The sequence below is a fragment of the Streptomyces sp. NPDC046727 genome, from assembly GCF_040645635.1.
Classification (GTDB): Bacteria; Actinomycetota; Actinomycetes; order Streptomycetales; family Streptomycetaceae; genus Streptomyces.
On record NZ_JBEYYR010000003.1, the window covers coordinates 141,443 to 166,185 of the forward strand.

Consider the following 24,743-nt stretch of genomic DNA (forward strand, 5'->3'; position numbering starts at 1 on the left):
TGCCGTGCGCGTGGCGATCATCGGCGGCGGTCCCGGGGGACTCTACGCCGCCGCCCTGCTGAAACGACTCGACCCCGCCCGGGACGTCACCGTCTGGGAGCGCAACGCCCCCGACGAGACCTTCGGCTTCGGCGTGGTCCTCTCCGACGAGACCCTCGGCGGCATCGAGCACGCCGACCCCGTCGTCCACGAAGCCCTGCAGCGGGACTTCGTCCGCTGGGACGACATCGACATCGTGCACCGGGGCATACGGCACCGCTCCGGCGGCCATGGTTTCGCGGCGCTGGGCCGGCACCGGCTCCTGGAGATCCTGCACGACCGCTGCCGCTCACTGGGCGTGTCGCTGCGGTTCTCCACCGAGGCGCCGCCCGTCGGCCGGCTCGCTGAGGACCATGACCTCGTCATCGCCGCCGACGGTGTGCACAGCACCACCCGCGAGACCTACGCCCCGGTGTTCCGCCCCCGGGTGGACACCCACCGCTGCCGCTACATCTGGCTCGCCACCGACTTCGCCTTCGACGCCTTCCGCTTCGAGATCGCCGAGACCGAGCACGGCGTGATGCAACTGCACGGCTACCCCTATGCGGCCGGCGCCTCCACCGTGATCGTCGAGATGCGCGAGGAGGTGTGGCGGGCGGCCGGATTCGAGGCACTCGACCCGCGCGAGTCCCTCGAACGCTGCGCCAAGATCTTCGCCGACGCGCTCGGCGGCAGGCCCCTGCGTTCCAACAACTCCGCCTGGACCACCTTCCGCACCGTGGTCAACGACCGCTGGTCGCACGGCAACGTCGTCCTCCTCGGCGACGCCGCCCACACCGCCCACTTCTCCATCGGCTCCGGCACCAAGCTCGCCGTGGAGGACGCCCTGGCCCTCGCCGCCTGCCTGACGGAGCAGCCGGACGTGCCCGGGGCGCTGGCGGCGTACGAGGAGGAGCGCAAGCCCGTCGTCGCCTCGACCCAGCGGGCCGCCCGGGCCAGCCTGGAGTGGTTCGAGAACCTGCGGCTGTACCTGCGTCAGCCGCCCCGCCAGTTCGCCTTCAACCTGCTCACCCGCAGCCGCCGCGTCACCCACGAGAACCTGCGGCTGCGCGACGCCCGCTTCACCGAGTCCGTCGAGCGCGAGTTCGGCTGCCCGCCCGGCACACCCCCGATGTTCACGCCGTTCCGGCTGCGCGGCCTGACCCTGCGCAACCGGGTGGTCGTGTCCCCGATGGACATGTACTCCGCCACCGACGGCGTCCCCGGCGACTTCCACCTCGTCCACCTGGGCTCCCGCGCCCTCGGCGGGGCCGGCCTGGTGATGACCGAGATGGTGTGCGTCAGCGAGGAGGGCCGGATCACCCCCGGCTGCGCCGGCCTCTACACCGGCCGGCAGGCCGAGGCGTGGCGGCGCGTCACCGACTTCGTGCACCGCCAGGCACCGGGCACCGCGATCGGCGTCCAGCTCGGGCACTCCGGGCGCAAGGGCTCCACGAAGCTGATGTGGGAGGGCATGGACGAACCGCTGCCCACCGGCAACTGGCCCGTCGTCGCCGCCTCCCCGCTGCCGTACCGGCCCGGCAGCCAGACCCCGCGCCAGCTCTCCCGGGCGCAGCTCACCGACATCCGAGAGCAGTTCGCCGCCGCCGCCTGGCGGGCCGCCCGGGCCGGCTTCGACCTGCTCGAACTGCACTGCGCCCACGGCTATCTGCTCTCCGGCTTCCTCTCCCCGCTCACCAACCGGCGCACCGACGCCTACGGCGGCTCGCTGGAGCGGCGGCTGCGGTTCCCGCTGGAGGTCTTCGACGCCGTACGCGCGGTGTGGCCGGCCGAGCGGCCGATGACCGTCCGGATCTCGGCCACCGACTGGGCGGAGGGCGGGACGACCGCCGAGGACGCCGTCGGGATCGCCCGCGCCTTCGCCGCGCACGGAGCCGACGCCATCGACGTCTCCACCGGGCAGGTGGTGGCCGAGGAGCAGCCGGAGTACGGGCGGTCGTACCAGACGCCGTTCGCCGACCGGATCCGGCAGGAGGCGCGGGTCCCGGTGATCGCGGTCGGCGCGATCTCCTCCTGGGACGACGTCAACTCGCTGATCCTCGCCGGCCGTACGGATCTGTGCGCGCTGGCCCGGCCCCACCTGTACGACCCGCACTGGACCCTGCACGCCGCGGCCGAGCAGGGCTACACCGGCCCCGGGGCGGTCTGGCCCGCGCCCTACCGCGCGGGCAGCCGACGCCCGCGGACCGGCCGCACGGACGCCCCGAAACCCCGCCTCACCCTCAGCGGGTGAGGCCCGCCGCCCCTCACAGGCCCGCGAACCGCGCCCCCGCCTCCCGCAGCCTCTCGTGCAGCCTCCGGAACACCTCCGCCGAGCGGACGCCCGGCCAGTCGGCCGGCAGGAGGCGGGTGGGCAGGCCCGGGTCGGTGTAGGGCAGGTGGCGCCAGGAGTCCAGGGCGAGGAGGTAGTCGCGGTACGCCTCCTCGGGCGGGGTGTCCGTACGGCGCTCCCAGGCGTGCAGCACGGGCGCGTGGACGTCCAGGAAGCGCTCGTGCTCCTTGGCGATGGCGGACAGGTCCCACCAGCGGGCCACCGCCTCGGCCGTGGGCGCGAAGCCCAGGTGCTCGCCGCGGAAGAAGTCCACGTACGGATCCAGGCGGAGCCGGCGCAGGGTGTGCTCCGTCTCCTCGTGGAGGCGGGCCGGGGCGATCCACACCCCCGGGGCCGCCGTGCCGAAGCCCAGGCCGGCCAGCCGGGAGCGCAGCACATGCCGCTTCTGCCGCTCCGACTCGGGCACCGAGAACACCGCGAGCACCCAGCCCTCGTCCGCCACGGGCGCGGCGGCGTAGATGCGCCGGTCGCCGTCGTCCAGCAACTGGCGTGCCTCGGCGGAGAGTTCGTACCCGGCGGCGCCGGACTCCGTGCGGGCCGGCGCCAGCAGGCCGCGCCGCTTGAGCCGGGACACCGAGGAGCGTACGGAGGGCGCGTCCACGCCGACCGCGGCCAGGAGTCGGATCAGCTCGGCGACGGGCACGGGGCCGGGCATGAAGCGGCCGTACGCGCCGTAGAGCGTGACGATGAGGGACCTGGGGGCGTGCTGCTCGGACACGTTGATCATTTTAGGTCCCCGGCATCACTGCTGGTCACCATGGGAACGCAGCCGGAACCGCTGGAGCTTGCCGGTGGCCGTGCGGGGCAGCGCTTCCAGGAAGACGAACTCGCGCGGGCATTTGTAGGGCGCCAGTTCGCGGACGAGGAAGTCGCGCAGCGCTTCCGGGTCGCGCCGGGCTCCGGCGCGCAGCACCGTGTAGGCCACGACCACCTCGCCGCGGGCGTCGTCGGGTCGGCCGACGACCGCGGTCTCGGCCACGTCGGGATGGCGCAGCAGGGCGTCCTCCACCTCCGGGCCCGCGATGTTGTACCCGGCGGAGATGATCATGTCGTCGGCGCGGGCCACATAGCGGAAGTAGCCGTCGGCCTCGCGGACGTAGGTGTCGCCGGTGATGTTCCACCCGCCCTGGACGTACTCCCGCTGCCGCGGGTCGGCGAGGTAGCGGCAGCCGACCGGGCCCCGGACGGCCAGCAGGCCGGGCTCGCCGTCCGGCACCGGCTTGCCGTCGGCGTCCTGGACGCGCGCCTGCCAGCCCGGTACCGGCAGGCCCGTGCGTCCGGGCCGGATGTGCTCGTCGGCGGCGGAGATGAAGATGTGCAGCAGCTCGGTCGCGCCGATGCCGTTGATGATGCCGATGCCCGTGCGGTCGTGCCAGGCCCGCCAGGTGGCCGCGGGCAGGTTCTCGCCGGCCGACACACAGCGCCTGAGGGAGGAGACGTCGTACCCGTTCAGCCGCTCCAGCATGGCGCGGTAGGCGGTCGGCGCGGTGAACAGGACCGAGACGCGGTGCTCGGCGATGGCGGGCAGCAGCTGCCGGGGGCCCGCCTGTTCGAGGAGGAGCGCGCCCGCTCCGGCCCGCATCGGGAAGATCACCAGCCCGCCGAGGCCGAAGGTGAAGCCGAGCGGGGGACTGCCGGCGAAGACGTCGTCCTCCCGGGGGCGCAGCACATGCCGGGAGAAGGTGTCGGCGATCGCCAGCACATCGCGGTGGAAGTGCATGCACCCTTTCGGGCGACCCGTGGTGCCGGAGGTGAACGCGATCAGGGCGACGTCGTCGGCCGCGGTGTCCACGGCCGGGTAGGGGGCGTCGGGGGCGGGGCGGCGCAGCAGGTCGTCGGGCGTGTCACCGCCGTACGTGGTGATCCGCAGCCCGGGTATCGCGGCCTTCGCCAGGTCGTCCACCGCGCGGATGTCGCACAGGGCGTGCCCCACCCGGGCGATCTCGCACATGGTCGCCAGCTCGTGCGGGCGCTGCTGGGCCAGCACGGTGACCGCGACCGCGCCCGCCTTCAGCACGGCCAGCCAGCAGGCGGCGAGCCAGGGCGTGGTGGGGCCGCGCAGCAGCACCCGGTTGCCCGGGACCACGCCCAGGGTGCCGGTGAGGACGTGCGCGATCCGGTCGACCCGGGCGCGCAGCTCGCCGTACGTCCAGCTGGGGCCGGCCGGGGTGTGGAACACCGGGCGGGCCGGGTCGGCGTGGTCCAGGAGTTCCGCGGCGCAGTTGAGCCGCTCGGGGTAGCGCAGCTCCGGCAGGTCGAAGCGGAGCTCGGGCCACTGGTCGGGCGGGGGCAGATGGTCGCGCGCGAAGGTGTCGACATGGGCCGAGAGATGCATGGCGGTCCGCCCCCTTGCCGTGACCGATGTCCGGACAGATGTCCGAACAGGCTTCCTGGTGGGCTCGCGCATCGAGCGTATCGTGTTGGTGACGGCAGTCAACTGTACGCGATAACGTGACGGACGGGTGGGTAGGCAAGGGCGCGGGGACCCGCCTCGAAAGTGAACCCGGAGGGAGGACCGGCCGTGTCCGCATTCTCACTCGGACCGGAGCAGACCGCCTGGTGTGCCGAAATGCGTGACCTGGCCGCCGACCGGCTGCGCCCGCTCGCCGACCGGGGCGAGCCCGGCCGCGTCAACCGGCCGCTCCTCGCCGAACTCGGCCGACTGGGCCTGCTCGCACGGCTGTTCGCCTCCGGTGCCCTGGACCTGTGCCTGATGCGGGAGTCCCTCGCCCAGGCCTGCACCGAGGCCGAGACCGCCCTCGCCCTGCAGGGCCTGGGCGCCCATCCGGTGCACGCCCACGGCACCCCGGCCCAGCGGGAGCGCTGGCTGCCGCGGGTCGCCGACGGCAGCGCGGTCGCCGCGTTCGCGCTGAGCGAGCCCGGAGCCGGGTCGGACGCGGCGGCGCTGGCCCTGGCGGCCGAGCCCGACGGCGACGGCTGGCGGCTCACCGGCGACAAGTGCTGGATCTCCAACGCCCCCGAGGCCGACTTCTACACCGTCTTCGCCCGCACCACGCCGGGCGCCGGAGCCCGCGGGGTGACCGCCTTCCTGGTCCCGGCCGACCGGCCCGGGCTCACCGGCAGCGCGCTGGAGATGATCTCGCCGCACCCCATCGGCGCCCTCGCCTTCGACGCCGTGCCCGTGACCGCCGCCGACCTGCTCGGCGAGGTGGACCGCGGCTTCGCCGTCGCCATGGGCACCCTCAATCTCTTCCGGCCCAGCGTCGGAGCCTTCGCGGTCGGCATGGCCCAGGCCGCGCTGGACGCCACGGTCGCCCACACCAGCCGGCGTACCGCGTTCGACGGCAGGCTGATGGACCTTCAGGCCGTGTCCCACCAGGTCGCCGAGATGGCCCTGCGCACCGAGGCGGCCCGGCTGATGGTGTACGCGGCGGCCTCGGCGTACGACGCGGGAGCCGACGACGTCCCCCGGCGTGCCGCGATGGCCAAGCTGCTCGCCACCGAGACCGCGCAGTACGTCGTCGACACCGCCGTCCAGCTGCACGGCGCCCGCGCCCTGCGCCGCGGCCACCTGCTCGAACACCTCTACCGCGAGGTGCGCGCGCCCCGCATCTACGAGGGCGCCAGCGAGGTCCAGCGGGGCATCATCGCCAAGGAGTTGTACGCCACGGCACTGAAGGAGGCCCGGTGACGACCGAGCGCGTCAACCCGCCCGAGCTGTCCCCGCCCACGGGCTTCTCGCACGCCGTCGTGGCGACCGGCGCCCGCGTGGTGTTCCTCGCCGGCCAGACCGCGCTGGACACCGACGGCAAGATCGTCGGCGACACCCTGCCCGAGCAGTTCCGGGCGGCCCTCGGCAATCTCCTCACCGCCCTGCGCGCGGCCGGCGGCACCCCCGCCGACCTCGCCCGGGTCACCGTCTACGCCACGGACGTCGCCGCGTACCGCGCCCACGCACGGCAACTCGGCCGGATCTGGCAGCAGTCCGCGGGCCGCCACTACCCCGCGATGGCCGTCGTGGAGGTCGTACGGCTGTGGGACGAGCGGGCGCTGGTGGAGCTGGACGGTTTCGCCGTACTGCCGTAGGCCGCGGGTGCGCCCGGCCCGGACGGTGTCATGACGCGCCACCGATGGGGTGACGGTCACGTCCCCCGGCACGGTCGGCGGGTACCAGTGGAAGCCCTCGATCCCTGGACCCGGGAGGTATCCCATGCCCGTACGACCCGTCCTCGCCACGGTTCTCGGTGCCGCCGCACTGGTGTGCACCGCCGTCGGCCCGGCCGCCGCCGACCCCGCCGAGACCGTCACCATCGACAGCGTCGGCCGGATCACGGCCGACGGCACCGTGACGCTCGCCGGCACCTACCGCTGCACCGGCGGCACCGGACCGGTGCTCATCAGCGCCTCGGTCAGCCAGGGCGACCCCGGCCTCAAGCACGCCATCGGCGGCGGTGTCGCCCAGTGCGACGGCGCCGAGCACCGCTGGGAGAACTCCGGCCAGGTCTCGCTGGAGAAGCTGAAGGGGGGCAAGGCGCACGTCGAGGCCACCCTCACGGAGCTGCGCCCCTCGGGTGTGCTCCTGCTGCCGGCCTTCCACGCGGTGACGGACAAGGACGTCACACTCACCCAGAAGTGACCCGCCGCGTCTTCGCCCGGCCCTTTCACCGAAAGGGGCCGGGCGTTCGCGTTTCGCGGCGGCCGGCCGGACTCCCCTCGGTTCACGGGCGGCCGAGTCCGTCCCGGTCCGGTGGGGCCGTTCTCCGGCCGACCACCGGGGCGCCCGGGCGGCGCAGGGCGGCGACGAACTTGTAGCGGGAGCCGCGGTAGACCGAGCGCACCCACTCCACCGGGGTGCCCTGCGCGTCCCGCGAGTGCCGGGACAGCAGCAGCATCGGCAGCCCCACGTCGGTGGCGAGCAACTGCGCCTCGCGCGGGGTCGACAGCGAGGTCTCGATGGTCTCGTCGGCCTCGGCGAGATGGACGCCGTACACCTCGGCGAGCGCCGTGTACAGCGAGGGGTGGGTGGCGAGGGAGCGGCGCAGGCCGGGGAAGCGCCGTACGGACAGATGGGTGGTCTCGATCGCCATCGGATCGCCGCTGGCCAGCCGCAGCCGCTCGATGCGCAGCACCTTCTCGCCGATCCCGATGCCGAGCAGGCCCGCCAGCTTCTCGTCCGCGGGGATCTCCCCGATGTCCAGCATCTGCGAGGCCGGGGCGAGGCCCTGGGCGCGCATGTCCTCGGTGTGCGAGGTGAGCTGGAGCGTGCGGTACAGCTTGGGCTGGGCGACGAAGGTGCCCTTGCCCTGGATCCGGTCGAGCCGGCCCTCGCCGACGAGTTCCTGGAGGGCCTGCCGGACGGTGGTCCGGGAGGTGTCGAACCGGACGGCGAGCAGACGTTCCGCGGGCATGGCCGAGCCGGGCTGCAGTGCCTCGGCCATGCTGAGCAACTGCTGTTTGATCCGGTAGTACTTCGGCACGCGCGCGGTGCGGCCGGGCGCCCCCCTGTGCGGCTGGGCGCTGCTGACGTCGGTGGTCATGCCTGCCTTCCCGGCTGTGTCGACGGTCTCCCGTTATAGCGGCCAACTGCCCTATGGTCTAGTCCAACTGAACGGGCCGGGGCGAAAGGGATGGATCCGGACGGACGCGCTCCGGTGACTTTCTCGTAACGGCCGGGACCGGCTTCCCGAACCACCCTTGACACTCCAAAAGGTCTAGGCCAAGCTCCACCGTACTGGTCTACACCATTAGTGGCCAGGTCCCGAGCCCTACGTGCAACAGCGTCGTACGCAGGTCACCGCCGAGGGCGTGGGGGGTTAGTGGCATCCCTGAGGAGGGTGGCGTGAAGCGCAAGCTTGCGGCCGCGATCGTGATCGCGGGCATGATGGTCTCCGTGTCGGCGTGCGGCGGGGACGACGACGACAGCGGCAAGAACGCGGGACCGGACAGCTTCAAGGGCCAGACGCTGACGGTCTGGGCGATGGACGGCTCCACGCCGGACCAGTGGGTCAAGGACGTCACAGCGGCCTTCGAGAAGAAGACCGGCGCCAAGCTGAAGTTCGAGACCCAGAAGTGGGACGGGATCCAGCAGAAGATCACCACCGCCCTCTCCGAGTCCACCCCGCCGGACGTGCTGGAGGTCGGCAACACCCAGACCCCGGCCTACGCGGCCACCGGCGGCCTCGCCGACCTGAGCGACCTGAAGAAGGAGATCGGCACCGACTGGACGCCGTCGGTCTCGCAGTCCTCCGTCTACGACGGCAAGCAGTACGCCGCCCCCTGGTACTTCGCCAACCGCGTGGTCATCTACAACAAGAAGATCTGGGCCAAGGCCGGCATCAAGGACACCCCGAAGACCCGGGACGAGTTCTTCAAGGACCTTCAGGCCATCGACAAGAAGACCGACGCCGAGCCGATCTACCTGCCCGGCCAGAACTGGTACTTCTTCGACGGCCTGATCATCGGCCAGGGCGGCGACCTGGTGAAGAAGGACGGCGACAAGTACGTCTCCAACCTCGGTGACCCGAAGGTCGCCAAGGCCATGGAGATCTACGCGAAGTACGCCTCCTACTCCAAGGCCCCCAAGGACAAGGACGAGGCCACCCCGCAGCAGGCCGAGGTCTTCGCCAAGGGCAAGACCGGCGCCATCATCGGCATGGGCTGGGAGGCGGGCACGGCCGTCACCGCCAACAAGGCGATCGAGAAGGACCTCGGCTACTTCACCATCCCGGGCGAGACCGCCGCCAAGCCCGAGGGCGTCTTCCTCGGCGGCTCCAACCTCGCCGTCGCCCAGGGCAGCAAGAAGCAGGCCCTGGCCAAGGAGTTCCTCAAGATCGCCCTGTCGGACCAGTACGAGGGCGAGCTGGCCAAGCTCAACGGCGTCATCCCGAACAAGCAGGCCCTGGAGTCCAACCTCAAGGGCAACGTCGTCGCCGAGGCCGCCGCTCCGGGTGCCGCGGTCGGCGGCACCACCCCGCTGATCCCCGAGTGGGGCGCGGTGGAGAACAGCCCGAACCCGATCAAGTCCTACATGACCGCCGTCCTGAACGGTAAGTCCCCGGCGGACGCCGCGAAGCAGGTCGAGGGCGAGATCAACAAGCGCCTGGCCCAGCAGAACTGATGGCCGCGCCGGGGGCGCCCGCGGGGCGCCCCCGGCACACCTGTGTCGTCGTACGGCCCCGGACGCCGTGCGCACGGCCGAGCAAGTCGTTCGTACGGCCACGGAAGAGATGACAACTCATGTCAGTGCAGACCGAAGGCACGGACACGGCCGGGGAGCCCGCTGTCCGCAAGGCCCGGGTGCCGGCCCCGCCGCGAGGTGACAGCCGCACCCCCGGGGCACCCGCGCGGCGTCAGGCCGCCGCCCCCTACCTGCTCCTGCTGCCCGCGCTGCTGGCCACCGTGGTGCTGCTCGGCTGGCCCCTGGTCAAGAACGGCATGCTGTCGTTCCAGAACCTCAACGCGCGGCAGCTCATCCAGCACCTCACCGAGTGGAACGGCGTCGACAACTACCGGGAGGTGCTGACCGGCGGGGACTTCTGGCACGTCGTCGAGCGCTCCGTCGTCTTCACCGCCGTCAACGTCGTACTGATCATGGTGCTCGGCGCCCTGGTCGGGCTGCTGCTCGCCCGGCTCGGCAAGAGGATGCGGCTGCTGCTCATGCTCGGCCTCGTCCTCGCCTGGGCCATGCCGATCGTCGCGGCCACCACCGTCTACCAGTGGCTGTTCGCCCAGCGCTTCGGCGTCGTCAACTGGGTGCTGGACAAGCTCGGCTGGCACTCCATGGCCGACCACAACTGGCTGCAGACCCAGTTCTCCACCTTCGCCGTGGTCACCCTGCTCCTCGTCTGGCAGTCCATACCCTTCGTGGCGATCAACCTCTACGCGGCCACCACCACGATCCCGCGCGAGCTGTACGAGGCGGCCTCCCTGGACGGCGCCGGCGCCTTCAAGAGCTTCACCTCGGTGACCCTGCCCTTCCTGCGGCCCTTCCTGTACGCCACGACCTTCCTCGAAGTCATCTGGATCTTCAAGGCGTTCGCGCAGATCTTCGCGCTGAACGAGGGCGGTCCCGACCACCTCACCGAGACGCTGCCGATCTACGCCTACGTCGAGGGCGTCGGCAACCAGCACTTCGGTGTCGGCGCGGCGATCTCCTTCCTGACCATCGTGGTGCTGCTCGTCATCACCTCGTACTACCTGCGCCTGGTGCTCAAGCAAGAGGAGGACGAGCTGTGAAGCGCTCGCTCTTCGGCCGGATCTGGCCCAACGTGACCGCCGTCGTCCTCTTCGTCGGCTTCGCGTTCCCCGTGTACTGGATGTTCGCCACGGCCTTCAAACCGACCGGCGACATCATCTCCGACGACCCGGTGTGGTTCCCGACGAACGCCACCCTCGAACACTTCAAGAAGGCGATCGACGCCGACCACTTCTGGACCCTGGTCGTCAACTCCGTCACCGTCACGGTCCTGTCGGTCGTGTTCTCCCTCATCATCGCGCTGTTCGCGGCCTTCGCCCTGGCCCGGATGCGGTTCAAGGGCCGGCGCGGCTTCATCGTGACGTTCATGCTGGCGCAGATGGCTCCCTGGGAAGTCATGATCATCGCCATCTACATGATCGTCCGCGACAACGACATGCTGGACAGCCTGGTCCCGCTCACCGTCATCTACACCATGATGGTGCTCCCGCTGACCGTCCTGACGCTGCGCGGCTATGTCGCCGCGGTGCCCAAGGAGCTGGAGGAGTCGGCGATGGTCGACGGCTGCACCCGCCCCCAGGCCTTCGTCAAGGTGATCTTCCCGCTGCTCGCCCCCGGCCTGATGGCGACCTCGCTGTTCGGTTTCATCACCGCCTGGAACGAGTTCCCGCTCGTCCTGATCCTCAACAAGGACATCGAGAAGCAGACCCTGCCGCTGTGGCTGTCCCAGTTCCAGACCGCCTTCGGCGACGACTGGGGCGCCACCATGGCCGCCTCGTCCCTGTTCGCGCTGCCCATCCTGATCCTCTTCATCTTCCTGCAACGCAAGGCTGTCAGCGGTCTGACCGACGGCGCCGTGAAGGGATGACGCCCCGATGACCACCATCGCCACCACCGCGTCCGACAGCGGCTCCGCCGCGGGTGACACCCTCGCCCGGGACGCCCTCGCGGTGCTGCAGCCGGGGTTCGACGGCACCACCGCGCCCGACTGGGTGCGCCGCCGCCTCGGTGAGGGCCTCGCCTCCGTCGCCCTGTTCGGCCGCAACGTCGTCAGCGAGGACCAGGTCACCGCCCTCACCGCGCAGCTGCGCGCCGAACGCGACGACCTGCTGGTCGCCATCGACGAGGAGAGCGGCGACGTCACCCGCCTCGACGTACGCACCGGCTCCTCCTTCCCCGGCAACCACGCCCTCGGCGCCGTCGACGACCCCGGCCTCACCCGGGCCGTCTCCCGCGAGCTGGGCCGGCGCCTGGCCGCCTGCGGCGTCAACTTCGACTGGGCGCCCTCCGCCGACGTCAACGCCAACCCGGACAACCCCGTCATCGGCGTCCGCTCCTTCGGCGCGAGCCCCGACCTGGTGGCCCGGCACACCGCCGCCTGGGTCGAGGGCCTGCAGTCCACCGGCGTCGCCGCCTGCACCAAGCACTTCCCCGGCCACGGCGACACCAACGTCGACTCCCACCACGCCGTACCCCGTATCGACGTCGACGCCGACACCCTCCACGAGCGTGAACTGCCCCCGTTCCGCGCGGCCATCGCCGCCGGCACCCGGGCGATCATGAGCGCGCACATCCTCGTCCCGGCCCTCGACCCGGACCGTCCCGGCACCCTGTCCCGGCGCATCCTCACCGAGCTGCTGCGCGGCGAACTCGGCTACCAGGGCCTGATCGTCACCGACGGCATGGAGATGCGCGCCATCTCCGGCACCTACGGCCTGGAGCACGGCGTGGTCCTCGCCATCGCGGCCGGCGCCGACGCCATCTGCGTGGGCGGCGGACTGTGCGACGAGGCCACCGTGCTGAACCTGCGTGACGCGCTGGTGGCCGCCGTACGCTCCGGTGAACTGCCCGAGGAGCGGCTCGCCGACGCCGCGGCCCGGGTGCGCGACCTGGCCGCCTGGACCGCCGCGGCCCGCGGCGACGCCGGGAAGACCGCGCCCGACCCGGAGATCGGCCTGATCGCGGCCCGCCGCGCGCTGACCGTGACCCGCGCGGACGGCGTGGCACCGGTCACCGGACCGGTGTACGTCGCCCAGTTCAACCCGGCGCCCAACATCGCCGTCGGCGACCAGACCCCGTGGGGTGTCGCCGCCGAGCTGGAGCGGCTGCTGCCCGGCACCGCCTCCGGCTCCTTCACCGGCGAGGGCGCCGGTGAAGCCGTACGCGCCGCCGCCGGCGGACGCCGGATCGTCGCCGTGGTCCGCGACGAGCACCGGCACGACTGGATGCGCTCCGCGCTCGACACCCTGCTCGCCGCCCGGCCCGACACCGTCGTGGTCGAGATGGGCCTGCCGCAGGCCCCGCCGCGCGGCGCCCTGCACATCGCCACCTACGGCGCCGCCCGGGTGTGCGGGGTGGCGGCGGCCGAAGCCGTCCTCGCCGGCTGACCTCACGGGTTCCACCGGCCGCCCGCGGTTGCGGGCGGCCTGCTCGATCTTGCTCTTTTCCCGGATCTCAACCGCACCTTGTGTTCCAGTTCCAGAGGAATCGCATGCAGACGCCCCACCCCTACCTCCACCGAGCGGCGACCGGCCGCCCCTACTTCAGCGCCGACGGCGAGACCTACCTCGCCCCGACCCCCCTGCGCGACCTCGAGAAGACCCAGCCGCTGCGCGTGCTGTCCGAGGAGGACTTCGCGTTCTGGCAGACGTACGGCTACGTCGTCGTACGCGAGGCCATCACGCCCGGCGAGGCCAAGGGCCTGCTCGACTTCGCGTGGCGGTTCCAGGGCCTCGACCCCGACCGCCCCGACAGCTGGTACGAGGAACCGGAGTTCCGCTCCGAACTCGACCAGCACCTCTACATCTACGGCTTCGTCGAGGCCTACCACCACCAGCTCCTCTGGGACAGCCGGCAGACACAGCGCGTCCACGACGCCTTCGTGGACGTCTGGGACAGCCCCGAACTGTGGGTCACGCTGGACCGGCTCAACCTCAACCCGCCCAACATACGGAGCCGGTCCCGCTCCCTGATCGAGCCCACCGACGAGGGCTTCGACATCGAGCTGCACTGGGACGTCGACACCACCCTCGCCGTGCTGCCGCAGCGCGTCCAGGGCATCATCGCGCTCACCGACACCCGCCCCGAACTCGGCGGCTTCCAGTGCGCCCCGGAACTCTTCCGCCGCTTCGAGGAGTGGCGCCTCGCCCAGCCGGCCGGCCGCGACCCGATCCGGCCCGCGATCGACCGCGCCGAGTTCCCGGTGGTCCGGCCCGACCTCCAGGCCGGCGACCTGCTGATCTTCAACGGGCTGCTCGCCCACGGCGTGGCACCGAACCTCTCTGACAACGCTGTCCGAGCCGTCCAGTACCTGTCGATGATGCCCGCGCTGGAGGAGCACACGGTCCTGCGCGACTCCCGCGTGCACTCCTGGCGCACCCTCGCCACCCCCGACTGGAACGCCACCCTGCTCGGCGACGCCCGCGAACCGGAAGCCCTCCGCTACGGCCCCGCCGAACTGAACGACCTGGGGCGCAAGCTGCTCGGCCTCGACTCCTGGGCCGCCGCGGAAGGGGACCGGTGAACCGCGTCTGCCTCGCCCTGCCCACCAACCGGGCCTGCTCCGCCACCATCACCGCCCTGCACGCCGAAGCCGACCACGCCGCCCGCCGGTTCGGCGCCGACGTCCAGCTGCTGATCCTGGACTCCGCCGACGACCGCACGCGGGCCGAGCACACCCGCACGGTCGCCGCCCTGCCCGCACGCCCGGGCGTGACCGTCCACCACTACGACGAGGAGCGCCAGCGCGCCTGGCTGCGCCGGACGATCGAACGGTCCGGACTGCCCGACCCCGACCGCCTCCTCCACCTCATGCTCCCGCCCAGCGTCTCCTACGGCGCCTGCACCAACCGCGCCTTCCTGCTGGCCGCCGCCCTCGGCTGCCACTCGGTGCACCGCAGGGACTCCGACAGCACCTACCAGGTCCTGGACGGCGAGCCCGTCTTCCCCGTCCACCACGAACTGCCGTGGCTGGGCCGCCCGGCCGGCGAGGCGTCGGCCGCCGTCACCCGCACGGACCTCGCCCCGGCCCACAGCCGCCGCCCGGTGTCCATGGCCGGAGCCTCCTTCATCGGTGAACTGTCCGTCGACATCGGCGAGATGCGCCGCCTGGACGAGGGCGTCTACCAGGACGTGGTCGGCCTGTGGGCGCCCGGCGACTGGCCGGAGGACCGCACACGGGAACTGGTCGAGGAGTCCTTCACGGGCGCGGGCACCGCCCCCTTCACCGGGGACCACTCGACCCTCACCCTGGTCGACCCCATGCGCGTCGACATGTGCAACATCGCCTTCGACCGCGCGGTGTACGAACGGATCCCCCTCCCGCCCGCCACCGACACCATCGGCAGCGACTACTTCCTCATCCACCTGGTCCACGACGCCACGCTCCCCGGCATCCTGCACAACCGGCACATCGAGAACTTCTACACCCCCGAACGCCGAACCGACGCCGGCTTCCTGGCCTACCAGCGCCGGTTCGTGAAGTTCCTGCTGTCGATGCTGTACTTCCACGACGTCTACGACCGGATGGCCGCGGAAGGCGCCGGTCTGCTGGACGCCCGGCAGCAGGTACGGACCGACCGGATCGTGGAGTTCCTGCGCGAGAGCACGGGCCTGGACCGCGCCGAGAACGTCTGGCGCCTGGACCGGGTGGACACGGCGTACCGGAAGCTGGGCGGACGGTACGAGGCGTTCGCCGACCGACTCGTCTCGGAGCGCCAGGAGTTGCTGGACCAGGCGGAGAGTGACATGGCGGACTTCGCCCACCTGGTCGACTCCTGGCCCGCACTTGTCGAGGCGGCCCGGCCATGAGCGCCCGGAAGGGGCGCGGGGAACTGCGCGACCAGCCACGACGAACCCGCAGCGCCCCCCTCACCACCGCCCTCGCCACCGCCGAATCCGACCGCATCATCTACGACCTCACCGGCATAGAGCACCAATACGACACCCTGCTCAGCGAGTTGCCCGGAACCCACATCCGCTTCGCCCTCAAGGCCTGCCCCGTCGACGAAGTCCTCCGCTGCCTCGCGGAGCGCGGGTCGGGATTCGACGCCGCCGGCCCCGCCGAGATCGAGCAAGCCCTGCGCGCCGGTGCGCATCCCGACCACATCCACTACGGCAACACCGTCAAGTCCGACCACGACATCGCCGAAGCCCACCGCCTGGGTGTCCGCACCTTCGCCACCGACAGCGTCGAGGACGTCACCGCCATCGCCGCGCACGCGCCGGGCGCCCGTGTGTTCTGCCGCCTGGCCACCAGCGGGGAGGGCGCCCTGTGGGGCCTGAACCGCAAGTTCGGCTGCGCCCCCGACGACGCCGTCCGCGTCCTGGCCACCGCCCGCGCGGCCGGCCTCGTCCCGGCCGGTCTTTCCGTGCACGTCGGCTCCCAGCAGCTGACCGGCGAGGCCTGGCAGCAGGCCCTGGACTCGCTCGCCGAGGTGCTCGGGGCGCTGGCCGGGCCGGGGATCGTACCGGACCACGTCAACCTCGGCGGGGGCCTGCCCGCGCTCGGCTATCTCGACCGGCACGGCAACCCCCTCGAACCGCCGCTGGACAAGATGTTCACCGTGATCCGCGAAGGCATGGAACGCCTGAGCGCGCTCACCCCCGCCCCCCTCGGCTTCGTCATGGAGCCGGGCCGCCATCTGGTCGCCGACCACGGCGCCGTCCGCGCCCACGTCTCCCGGCTGACCCGGCGCCGCCGACCGGACGGCACCGACGCGTACTGGCTGTACCTGAGCTGCGGCAAGTTCAACGGCCTGTACGAGATGGACCAGGTGACCCACCGGCTGGTCTTCCCCGGCCACCTGGACGCCACGGACCACGTCGACGCCGTCGTCGCGGGCCCCACCTGCGACAGCGACGACGCCTACGGCGGCGGCCGGCACCCGGTGCGTGTGCCCCGTGCCCTCGCCTCCGGCGACCCGGTCTGGATCCTCGCCGCCGGCGCCTACGCCACCAGCTACACGACCCAGGGCTTCAACGGCATCCGCCCGCTGCCGTGCGTGTGCACCCGCGCCCCGGAAGGACACCACTGACATGAGCGACCTCATACGGGGGATCACCGAGAGGGACTGGCCGCGCCTCGCCGCCCTGGAGAGCGAGGCGTACGCGGACCTCTCGCTCGCCGAGGGCGAGGAACTGCTGCGCTCACGGGCCCGCGCCTCGGCCGGCACCTGCTTCGTCCTGGACCTCGACGGACGGCTCGCCGGCTATGTCCTCGCCCTGCCCTACCCCAGGTTCCGCTGCCCCGACCTCGACCGTCCCGAGCGGGCCGTCCACCACAGCACCAACCTCCATCTGCACGACCTGGTCGTCAGCGCGCCGCTGCGGCGCAGGGGGCTCGGCACCCGGTTGGTGCGCCATCTGACCGAGGCGGCCCGCGCCCGCGGCTTCGCGACCGTCTCGCTGGTCGCCGTCGCGGGCAAGGAGCCGTTCTGGCACGCCAACGGCTACCGCGCCCACCCGGCGGCCCCGGTCCCGCCGGACTACGGCGACGACGCGGTCTACATGTCGGCCGACGTGGCCGCCGTACCCCACCCGCACCGGGCCCGGGAGGCCGTGTGATGCCCGAGCCGTCCTTCCCCCGCGCCAAGTGGTCCATCGCGGCGCTGTTCTGCTTCCTCGGCTTCCAGTACGGCACCTGGGTCTCCCGCCTGCCCGCGCTGAAGACCCGGCTCGACCTGGGCGCGGGCGAGGTGGGGCTGCTGCTGATGGCCTGCGGGGCCGGCGCGGCGGCCTCCTTCCCGCTGGTCGCCGTCCTGATGCGGCGGCTCGGTTCCCGGCTGCTGTCCCTCGCCTCCGCCGCGGCCCTGATCGTGGTGCTCGCGGCGCTGTCCGCCGTACCGAACTACCCGCTGGCGCTGCTCGTCGTGTGCGCCGACGGGGTCGCGGTCGGCTGCCTCAACGTCGCCATGAACGCGCAGGGCGCCGCGCTGGAGAAGGCGTACGACCGCACCGCCATGTCCCAGCTGCACGCCACCTTCAGCGCCGGGCTGCTCGCCGCCGCGCTGCTGGCCTCCGGCGTCACCACCCTGACCGGGTCCGTGCCGGCCCACTTCGCCGTAGCGGGCGCCCTGTTGCTGCTCCTGCTCGGCTGCGCCCGCCCGGGCCTGCTGACGCACCGGGAGCCGGGCGCCAGGGCCGCCGACGAGCCGAAGCGGCGCGCCCGCCGGGGCCTGCCCTCCGGCACGACCCTGCTCATGGGCTGCGCCATGGCCTTCGGCACGGTCACCGAGGGCGCGATGAACGACTGGTCGACGCTCTACCTGAAGGACGTCGTCAAGGCGTCGGCGTCCGTCGCCCCGCTCGGCATCGCGGTCGTCTCCGTGATGATGCTGCTGGCCCGCGTGTGCGCGGACCGCTGGCGCACCCGCTGGGGCGACGGACGCGTGGTCCGCACCGGCAGCGCCGTGGCCGCCGCCGGCCTGGCCCTCGCCCTGCTCGCCGGCGGGGTGGTCCCCACGCTGCTCGGCTTCGCCTGCGTCGGGCTCGGCGCGGCCGCCGTCACCCCCTGTGTGTACGTGGCGGCGGCCGAACGCGGCTCGGACGCCCTCGCCCTGGTCGCCGCGATGGGCACCACCGGCCTGCTGGGCGGCCCGGCCCTGATCGGCTTCGTGGCGGGCGCGGCGAGCCTGACCCTGGGCATGGCCACGGTCGCGGCCTCGGCCCTGATCGTCACGCTGACCGCCTTCCGGATCCCGTGGCGGGCCCGGGTCGCCGCGCTCGTCGAGTCCTGAGCCGGGGACGGCCGGTCCTGAGCCGGGGACGGCCGGCCCTCATGATCTTCGGCGGCGGTCCGGCGTCCGCGACGCGGACTTCTCGTCCCAGGGCGTGTCGTCCTCCGGCGTGGAGTCGAGCAGGTCGTCGCCGTACAGGTCCTGGAACCAGTTGGTCTGGTAGATGGTGTCCAGATAGCGCTCGCCGAGGTCGGGTGCGATGGCCACCGCGGTGAGGTCACGGGTGCCGTGCCGGGCCAGCCAGTCCGTCGCGGCGCTGACCACCGTCCCCGTGGACCCGCCGAACAGGAAGCCGCGCCTGGCCATGCGGTGGCAGGTGCGGATGGTGTCCGCCTCCTCCACCTGGATCACCTCGTCCACGTACGACTCGTCGAGCAGCGGGGGGCGCATGCTCATGCCCAGACCGGGGATCATCCGGCGGCCGGGTGTGCCGCCGAACGCCACCGAGCCCACGCTGTCCACGGCGACGATCCGCACCGGCCGGTGCCACTTGCGGAAGTAGTGCGCGCAGCCCATCAGGGTCCCCGCGGTGCCCGTGCCGACGAACAGCACGTCCAGCCGCGGGAAGTGGCTGGCGATCTCCGGCGCGGTCGTGCGGAAGTGCGCCCGCCAGTTCCCCGTGTTGGTGTACTGGCTGAGCCACACGTACCGGTCGTCGGACGCGCACAGCGCCCGGACGTATTCGAGCCGCGTGCCCAGGAAGCCGCCGTTGGCGTCCAGGCCGGTCACGACGTGCACGTGGCTGCCGAGGGCCTCCATCAGCAGTTTGGTCGACAGGTTGCACCGGGAGTCCGTCACGCACAGGAACCGGTAACCCTTGCTCGCGGCGATCATGCTGAGCGCGACGCCCAGATTCCCGGACGAGGACTCGACGAGGATGGAGTCCGGGGTCAGGGTTCCGTCCCGCTCGGCGCTCTCCACCATCTCGTTCGCGGCCTTCAACTTGATGGAGCCGGCGAAGTTGAAGCCCTCGCACTTGAGGTAGAGGCGGCATCCGAAAATCGACTCTAGATCGACGAAGAGACTTCCTTCGTTGAAGGCATGGGGAGCGGAGATGACGGGCACGGCAGCCTCCTGGTGCCAGGGCCGAGGGCAAGGGCCTCAGCCGTACCGGCGCAGGTCGTGGAAGAAGTCGTCGATGAGGCGGAGTTCTCCCGCCCGGGCCACTTGGTCGTAGACGTACTTGCCGACGGCCAGGTCGAGGACGCCGAGGCCGAAGGGCGAGAAGATCACCGGCTGGTCGTGGGGCGGGGCGGCCCGTCCGAGCATCACGTCGTTGAGGGTGCCGTTGACGAAGTCGCGGTTGCCGGTGCGCTGTTCCACCAGGTGCGGCGAGGTGTCCGCCTTCAGGCAGTGCTCGACGTCGTCCACGAAGTTGGCCGAGGCGAGCAGCACCTCGGGGGCGAGGTCGCGCAGGGACACGTGCAGGACCAGGGGGTTGTGCTCGAACCAGCCCGGAGCCTCGACGTGCGGCCGGCCGGCGACGGTGGCGAACACCACCAGGTCGCTGGAGCGGATGAGGTCCTCGGCGCTGTCGTGGACGGTGACCCGCCCCGTGGCGCCCGCCTCGCGCAGACAGCCGCGGAAGCCGGCGACGCTGTCGGCGGACAGGTCGTGCACGCCGATGGCGTCGAACGTCCAGCCGGTGCCGGCCAGGAAGGCGTGGATGTACCGGGCGATCAGGCCCGTGCCGAAGAATCCGACCCGGCGGGGGCGGGTCCGGGTGCGGCTGAGCCAGTCGGCCGCCAGCGCCGCGGACGCCGCGGTCCTGGTCGCGCTGATGACGCTGCTCTCCAGGCAGGCGAAGGGGTAGCCCGTGTCGTGGTCGTTGAGGATCAGCACCGCGGAGGCCCGGGGGAGCCCGGTGCTCACGTTCTCCGGGAAGCTGGAGATCCACTTCACGCCGTCCACCTGCGTCGTGCCGCCGAGCGAGGCGGGCAGGGCTATGATCCGCGCCGTCGGACGGTCGCGGAACCGCAGGAAGTACGACGGCGGGTTGACCGAGTCCCCGGCGCCGTGCAGCCGGTAGGTGGCCTCGATCAGCTCCACCAGCTCCTTCTCGCGCCCGTCGAGCGCCTGCTGCACCTGCTTGCCGGAGATCACCGCGAAGGTGGGCACGGCACCCGGGCGGGGCACGGCCTGCTGGGTGGGGGTCGACAACAGATGGGTCATCGCCCACTCGCCTCCTCGGCCGGGCAACCGTCGGCCAGGCGCAGCGGCTCGGCCATGCCGACCAGCACCTCCCGGTCCCCGGTGAACGGCTCCCGGCTGTGCGCGGTACGGATGTTGTCCACGAGCATCAGGTCACCGGCCTGCCAGGGCTCGCGCCGGGTGTGCTCCTCGTACGTGGTGTTGATGAGCTGGACGACGTCCTCGCCGATCGCGGTGCCGTCGCCGTAGCGGGTGTTGAACGGCAGGCTGTCCGCGCCGTACTCGTCCACCAGGTACTCGCGCACCTCCGGGGCCAGCGTCCACTCGTTGAGGAAGGCGATCTGGTTGAACCAGCAGCGCCTGCCCGTGACCGGGTGCCGCACGACGGCGCTGCGGAGCTGCTCGGTGTGCAGGGAGCCGTCGGACCGCCAGGTGAAGCCGATCGCGCCGGCCCGGCAGTAGCGCTCGATCCCGTCCCGGTCGTCGGTGCCGAACGACTCCTTCAGGGACGCCCCGATCTCGTCGTTGTAGGTGCGGGTCAGCAGCCAGCCCTCGTACTCGAACCGCCGGGTCAGCTCGGCGGGCAGCGCCCGGAGCACCTCCTCGGCGTCGGCCACCCCCGTCGCCCCGCCCTCCTCGGGCGCGGTCAGACACGCGAACAGCAGCAGGCCCGGCACCTCCAGCGGGTAGCTCAGCTCGTGGTGCATGCACATCGGCTGGTTGGCCGGCCAGGGCGTGGAGGAGTACAGCCCGGGGCCGCGGACCTCGCGCGGCGCGAACGCCTCCCGCTCCGCCACGAGCCCGCCGGACAGCCGCGCGAAGACGGCACCGACCTGCTCCGCGTCCCGCAGCCCGAGCCCGCGGACGAGCAGCGCCCCGTGCTCGGTGACCTGTGCACGCAGTGCCTCGCGGTGCTCGGCTGCCCACCTCGCGGCGTCATCCGGTGGATCGACGCGCAGCATCGCGGGCCTGCCCGGCGGCAGCTCCACATCGAAGGGTGCTGCCAGGGATGAGGACGGCATCTCGGTTTCCTTTCGCTCGCCCCGTCTGGTGGAGGTACGGGCCTCAGGTCGAGGCCAGGGGCACGGCTGCACTCAGGACGGCCCGCGCTGCCTCGGCCGGGCGGGTGCGGAGGAAGTAGTGGCCGCCGTCGGCCAGCTCGTGCAGATCGACGTGCTCGGCCAGGAGCAGCCAGTCGCGGTGGCGGTCGGCGTGGCCGGCCGTGTGCGGGTCGTCGTCGGCGACGACCACCGAGACCGGCGCGGACAGCTTCACCGGCGGCGGGTTCCGCAGGACCGCCTGGAAGTAGCGGTGGGCGGACACGCAGTCGTGCCGGTAGGCGGCACCGATGTGCTCGGCGTGCTCCTTGTTCAGCTCGGCGAGTTCCGTGTAGCCGCTGTCCGAGGTCAGCCGCGCCGCGATCTCGGCGTCGCTCAGGCGGGTCAGCTCCGCGACGGCGGCACTCCGGTCGGCGGCGGTGCCGAGCAGCTGCGCGCCGAGGAACACCCGCGTCACCCGCACACCCCGCTCCTGGAGCGTCCGGGCCGTCTCCAGGGCCGGGGCGGCGCCCGACGAGTGGCCCCACAGCATGACCCGGGCCAGGCCGCGCGCCGTGATCTCGTCGGCGACCTGTCGGGCCACCTCCGCGATCGGCGCGAACGGCTCGCGGTGCGCCGCCAGGTCGTGACCGGGCAGGTCCACGGCCAGCACCGGCAGGCCGCTGCCCGCCAAGGCGCCCGCCAGGGGCCGGAAGTTGACCGCGTTGCCGCCCGCGTAGGGGAAGCACACGAGGGCGCACTCCGGAGTGCCGTCCGCTTCCGACAGGGACGACAGGGACTGCAGCAGCTCCGGGCGCTGCCGCTCGGTGCCGTCGAGCAGGGCGGCCAGGTCGGCGAGGACCGGATGCCGGGTGATGTCCTTCAGGGAGACCGCGCGGTCGAGCGCGATGCTGAGCTTGACGGCCGTCAGGGAGGTGCCGCCGGAGTCGAAGAAGTGGTCCGTCCGGCCGATCCGGTGCTCGGGCACTCCCAGCAGCTCGGCCCAGGCCGCCGCCAGCCGCCGCTCGGCCGGGCTGAGCGCCTCCCCGCCCGCCGGCTCCGGTACCGCGGCCGGCTCTGTCCGCTCGGCCAGCGCGGTCAGGGCCTTCCGGTCGATCTTGCCGTTGGCGGTCAGCGGAAGGCTGTCCCGCCAGTGGAAGGCCGAGGGGACCATGTAGCCGGGCAGCGCCGCCGCGAGCGCCTCGCGCAGCACGTCCGGCTCGTGACGCGCGCCGGTGTGGAAGGCGATCAGGTGCGTGTTCCCGCCTCCCCGCTCGACGACGACCACCGCGCCGTCCCGGACCCCGTCCACCCGCAGCAGGGTGTTCTCGATCTCACCGATCTCGATCCGGAAGCCACGGATCTTGACCTGGTTGTCCCGGCGGCCGAGGAACTCCAGCTTGCCGCCGGGGTGCCAGCGGCCCCAGTCACCGCCCAGATAGAGCCGCTCACCGGGGCGGTAGGGGTCCGTCCGGTAGGCCTCACGGGTCCGCTCGGCATCGTTGACGTACCCCCGGCCCACGCACACGCCGGAGAACGCGATCAGGCCCGGGGCACCCAGCGGCACCAGCGCCAGATGCTCGTCCACGACGTAGACGCGCACGTTGTTGACCGCGCGTCCCAGCAGCACGCGGTCGGGCACGCCGGTCAGGAGCTCGTGGTTGGTGTCGTCCGAGGTCTCCGTCAGGCCGTAGGCGTTGAGCAGCCCGATCCCCGGCCGGCTCGCGAACCAGCGCTGGACCAGCTCCCGCTTCAGCGCCTCGCCGGTCACCGACACACACCGCAGGTCCGGCAGCTCGCGAGGGTGCTGCTCCAGGTACGAGACCACGACCTCCAGATAGGAGGGCACGACCTGGGCCACGGTGACCCGGCCGCGCACCAGCGTGTCCACGAACCTCTCGACGTCCACCACCACGTCCTGGGCGACCAGCAGGGTCCGCCCGCCGACCAGCAGCGCGGACACCAGCTGCCAGAGCGAGATGTCGAAGCACTGCGGGGCCGTCTGCGCCACCACGGACCTCTCGCCGAGTCCCAGGTCGTCGATCTTGGCGTGGAGGTGGTTGAGCAGGCCCGCGTGCTCGCACATCGCGCCCTTCGGCTCGCCGGTGGAGCCGGACGTGAAGTAGATGTAGGCCAGCTGGCCGGCGTCGACCCGCACACCGAGATCGCCCTCGGGGTGCGCTTCCGCGTACGCCGCCTCGACCAGCAGCTTCTCGGCTCCCGGTACGGTGGCCAGCGCCTGGTCGAGGTTCCGGGTGCTGCCGGACTCGGTGAGGACCAGCCGGCACTGGGCCCGGGACAGCGTCGCCGCGATACGTCCGGCCGGGAAGTGCGGCTCGATCGGCAGGTACGCGCCGCCCGCCTTGAACACCGCCAGCGTGGCCGCCAGCCAGTCCAGGTTCCGTTCGGTGACGACGGCGACCACGTCCTCCCGGCCCAGCCCGCGCGCCAGCAGCGCCCGCGCCAGCCGGTTGGCGCGCGCGTTCAGCTCCGCGTACGTCCACTCCTGCTCGCCGTGGACCGCGGCCACCGCCCGCGGATGCGCCCGTACCCGCTGCTCGAACAGCTCGTGGACGCGGGCGTCCGGCAGCGGCCGGCTGGGCCCCGCCAGCCCTTCCAGCTGCTCCCGCACCTCGTCGGCCGACAGCAGGCTCTGCTGGGTGTGGTCGGCCTCCGGGTCGGCGGCCAGCAGCCTGAGCGCCCTCAGGTGGTAGCCGCCGATCCGGGCCGCGCCGTCGGCGTCCAGCACGTCCGTGCGGTACCGCAGCCGCAGCACCAGCCGTCCGCCCCGCTCGCACCAGCGCACCCCCAGCACCCCGTCGTCGACGTGGGCCGCCTCGGCACCCAGCGGGCCGAACACGACCTCGTACGACGGCTCGGTCACCCCCAGCTCCCGCCGCAGCTCGGCCACCGGGAACTCCCGGTGCGCCAGCAGCTCCGCCTCGGCGCGCTCGGCGGCCGACACCAGCGCGCGCCAGGACCCCGGGGGAACGCTCAGCCGGCACGGCAGCGGCTCACCGCGCACTCCGGCGGTGTACCCCGTCACCACCTCACGCTCGCCGGACAGCGCGGCCAGCACCTTGGCGTGCGCCGCCAGCAGCAGCGCGCTGAGCGGCAGCCCCGACCGGCGCAGCAGTGCGCGCAGCGCGGCCGTCACGTCGTCCGGGACCGCCGTCTCCTGCTCCAGCGCCCCCGGAACCGGCTCCCGGACCCATCGCGGTACGGCGGTGATGCCGCCGGCGGTCAGCACCGCGCCCCAGAACTCCCGGTCCGCTTCCACGCGCGTTCCCATC

Annotated in this window: 20 protein-coding genes; 13 read left to right on the forward strand and 7 right to left on the reverse strand. The window is 72.4% G+C overall.

From position 1 onward, the window contains the following. Positions 1-4 precede the first annotated feature (4 nt). A complete protein-coding gene (locus tag ABZ937_RS04740; protein WP_361685663.1) occupies positions 5-2,272 on the forward strand; it encodes a bifunctional salicylyl-CoA 5-hydroxylase/oxidoreductase in 2,268 nt (755 codons plus the stop codon). 13 nt (positions 2,273-2,285) lie between these two features. On the opposite strand, the gene ABZ937_RS04745 is transcribed toward ABZ937_RS04740, so the two are convergent. Continuing rightward, positions 2,286-3,098, reverse strand: a complete 813-nt coding sequence (locus ABZ937_RS04745) for a PaaX family transcriptional regulator C-terminal domain-containing protein (protein WP_361685665.1) — start codon at positions 3,096-3,098, stop codon at positions 2,286-2,288. Between the two features lie 15 nt (positions 3,099-3,113). Then, the gene (locus ABZ937_RS04750) at positions 3,114-4,706 is read right to left on the reverse strand and encodes an AMP-binding protein (protein WP_361685667.1); all 1,593 of its coding nucleotides are present in this window, start codon (positions 4,704-4,706) and stop codon (positions 3,114-3,116) included. A 186-nt stretch (positions 4,707-4,892) separates the two neighbouring features. On the opposite strand from ABZ937_RS04750, the gene ABZ937_RS04755 reads away from it, so the two are divergent. The 3 genes from ABZ937_RS04755 to ABZ937_RS04765 all read left to right on the forward strand — a co-directional run bounded on the left by ABZ937_RS04755 (position 4,893) and on the right by ABZ937_RS04765 (position 6,968). Next, on the forward strand, positions 4,893-6,023 hold the full coding sequence (locus tag ABZ937_RS04755) for an acyl-CoA dehydrogenase family protein (protein ID WP_361685669.1): 1,131 nt from the start codon (positions 4,893-4,895) through the stop codon (positions 6,021-6,023). Further along, positions 6,020-6,418 carry a RidA family protein gene (locus tag ABZ937_RS04760; RefSeq protein ID WP_361685671.1) on the forward strand — a complete coding sequence of 133 codons (399 nt, stop codon included), beginning with the start codon at positions 6,020-6,022 and terminating at the stop codon, positions 6,416-6,418. Before ABZ937_RS04755 ends, ABZ937_RS04760 begins: the two co-directional genes overlap by 4 nt. A 124-nt stretch (positions 6,419-6,542) precedes the next feature. Further along, entirely contained in the window at positions 6,543-6,968 is a 426-nt protein-coding gene (locus tag ABZ937_RS04765) for a DUF6299 family protein (RefSeq protein ID WP_361685673.1), read from the forward strand. An 82-nt stretch (positions 6,969-7,050) separates the two neighbouring features. On the opposite strand, the gene ABZ937_RS04770 is transcribed toward ABZ937_RS04765, so the two are convergent. Beyond that, the gene (locus ABZ937_RS04770; RefSeq protein WP_361685675.1) at positions 7,051-7,869 is read right to left on the reverse strand and encodes a GntR family transcriptional regulator; all 819 of its coding nucleotides are present in this window, start codon (positions 7,867-7,869) and stop codon (positions 7,051-7,053) included. Between the two features lie 302 nt (positions 7,870-8,171). Between ABZ937_RS04770 and ABZ937_RS04775 the strand changes: the two genes are divergently transcribed. The 9 genes from ABZ937_RS04775 (at position 8,172) to ABZ937_RS04815 (ending at position 18,262) form a co-directional block, all read left to right on the forward strand. Beyond that, positions 8,172-9,449 carry an extracellular solute-binding protein gene (locus ABZ937_RS04775; protein WP_361685677.1) on the forward strand — a complete coding sequence of 426 codons (1,278 nt, stop codon included), beginning with the start codon at positions 8,172-8,174 and terminating at the stop codon, positions 9,447-9,449. 119 nt (positions 9,450-9,568) lie between these two features. Further along, positions 9,569-10,567 carry a sugar ABC transporter permease gene (locus ABZ937_RS04780; protein ID WP_361685679.1) on the forward strand — a complete coding sequence of 333 codons (999 nt, stop codon included), beginning with the start codon at positions 9,569-9,571 and terminating at the stop codon, positions 10,565-10,567. Then, complete coding sequence (locus tag ABZ937_RS04785; RefSeq protein ID WP_361685681.1) at positions 10,564-11,394, forward strand: carbohydrate ABC transporter permease; 831 nt, start codon at positions 10,564-10,566, stop codon at positions 11,392-11,394. The genes ABZ937_RS04780 and ABZ937_RS04785 overlap by 4 nt, the downstream gene beginning before the upstream one ends. Positions 11,395-11,401: 7 nt before the next feature. Beyond that, positions 11,402-12,913, forward strand: coding sequence for a glycoside hydrolase family 3 protein (locus tag ABZ937_RS04790; RefSeq protein WP_361685683.1), 1,512 nt, complete (start codon positions 11,402-11,404; stop codon positions 12,911-12,913). A 104-nt stretch (positions 12,914-13,017) separates the two neighbouring features. Continuing rightward, positions 13,018-14,049: a phytanoyl-CoA dioxygenase family protein gene (locus ABZ937_RS04795; protein WP_361685685.1), complete on the forward strand. Its 1,032-nt coding sequence runs from the start codon at positions 13,018-13,020 to the stop codon at positions 14,047-14,049. Next, a complete protein-coding gene (locus ABZ937_RS04800) occupies positions 14,046-15,335 on the forward strand; it encodes a DUF6271 family protein (protein WP_361685687.1) in 1,290 nt (429 codons plus the stop codon). Before ABZ937_RS04795 ends, ABZ937_RS04800 begins: the two co-directional genes overlap by 4 nt. Next, a complete protein-coding gene (locus ABZ937_RS04805) occupies positions 15,332-16,561 on the forward strand; it encodes a type III PLP-dependent enzyme (RefSeq protein WP_361685689.1) in 1,230 nt (409 codons plus the stop codon). The genes ABZ937_RS04800 and ABZ937_RS04805 overlap by 4 nt, the downstream gene beginning before the upstream one ends. A gap of 1 nt (position 16,562) precedes the next feature. Continuing rightward, entirely contained in the window at positions 16,563-17,090 is a 528-nt protein-coding gene (locus tag ABZ937_RS04810) for a GNAT family N-acetyltransferase (protein WP_361685690.1), read from the forward strand. After that, the gene (locus ABZ937_RS04815; RefSeq protein WP_361685692.1) at positions 17,090-18,262 is read left to right on the forward strand and encodes an MFS transporter; all 1,173 of its coding nucleotides are present in this window, start codon (positions 17,090-17,092) and stop codon (positions 18,260-18,262) included. Before ABZ937_RS04810 ends, ABZ937_RS04815 begins: the two co-directional genes overlap by 1 nt. 39 nt (positions 18,263-18,301) lie before the next feature. On the opposite strand, the gene sbnA is transcribed toward ABZ937_RS04815, so the two are convergent. Genes sbnA through ABZ937_RS04835 form a run of 4 tightly spaced genes read right to left on the reverse strand, consistent with a single transcriptional unit; the run spans position 18,302 to position 24,742 of the window. Then, positions 18,302-19,327: a 2,3-diaminopropionate biosynthesis protein SbnA gene (gene sbnA, locus ABZ937_RS04820; RefSeq protein WP_361685694.1), complete on the reverse strand. Its 1,026-nt coding sequence runs from the start codon at positions 19,325-19,327 to the stop codon at positions 18,302-18,304. Positions 19,328-19,363: 36 nt separating this feature from the next. After that, positions 19,364-20,434, reverse strand: a complete 1,071-nt coding sequence (gene sbnB, locus ABZ937_RS04825) for a 2,3-diaminopropionate biosynthesis protein SbnB (protein WP_361685696.1) — start codon at positions 20,432-20,434, stop codon at positions 19,364-19,366. Then, positions 20,431-21,435, reverse strand: coding sequence for a TauD/TfdA family dioxygenase (locus tag ABZ937_RS04830; RefSeq protein ID WP_361685698.1), 1,005 nt, complete (start codon positions 21,433-21,435; stop codon positions 20,431-20,433). The genes sbnB and ABZ937_RS04830 overlap by 4 nt, the downstream gene beginning before the upstream one ends. A 43-nt stretch (positions 21,436-21,478) precedes the next feature. Continuing rightward, complete coding sequence (locus ABZ937_RS04835) at positions 21,479-24,742, reverse strand: amino acid adenylation domain-containing protein (RefSeq protein ID WP_361685700.1); 3,264 nt, start codon at positions 24,740-24,742, stop codon at positions 21,479-21,481. Position 24,743 lies beyond the last annotated feature (1 nt).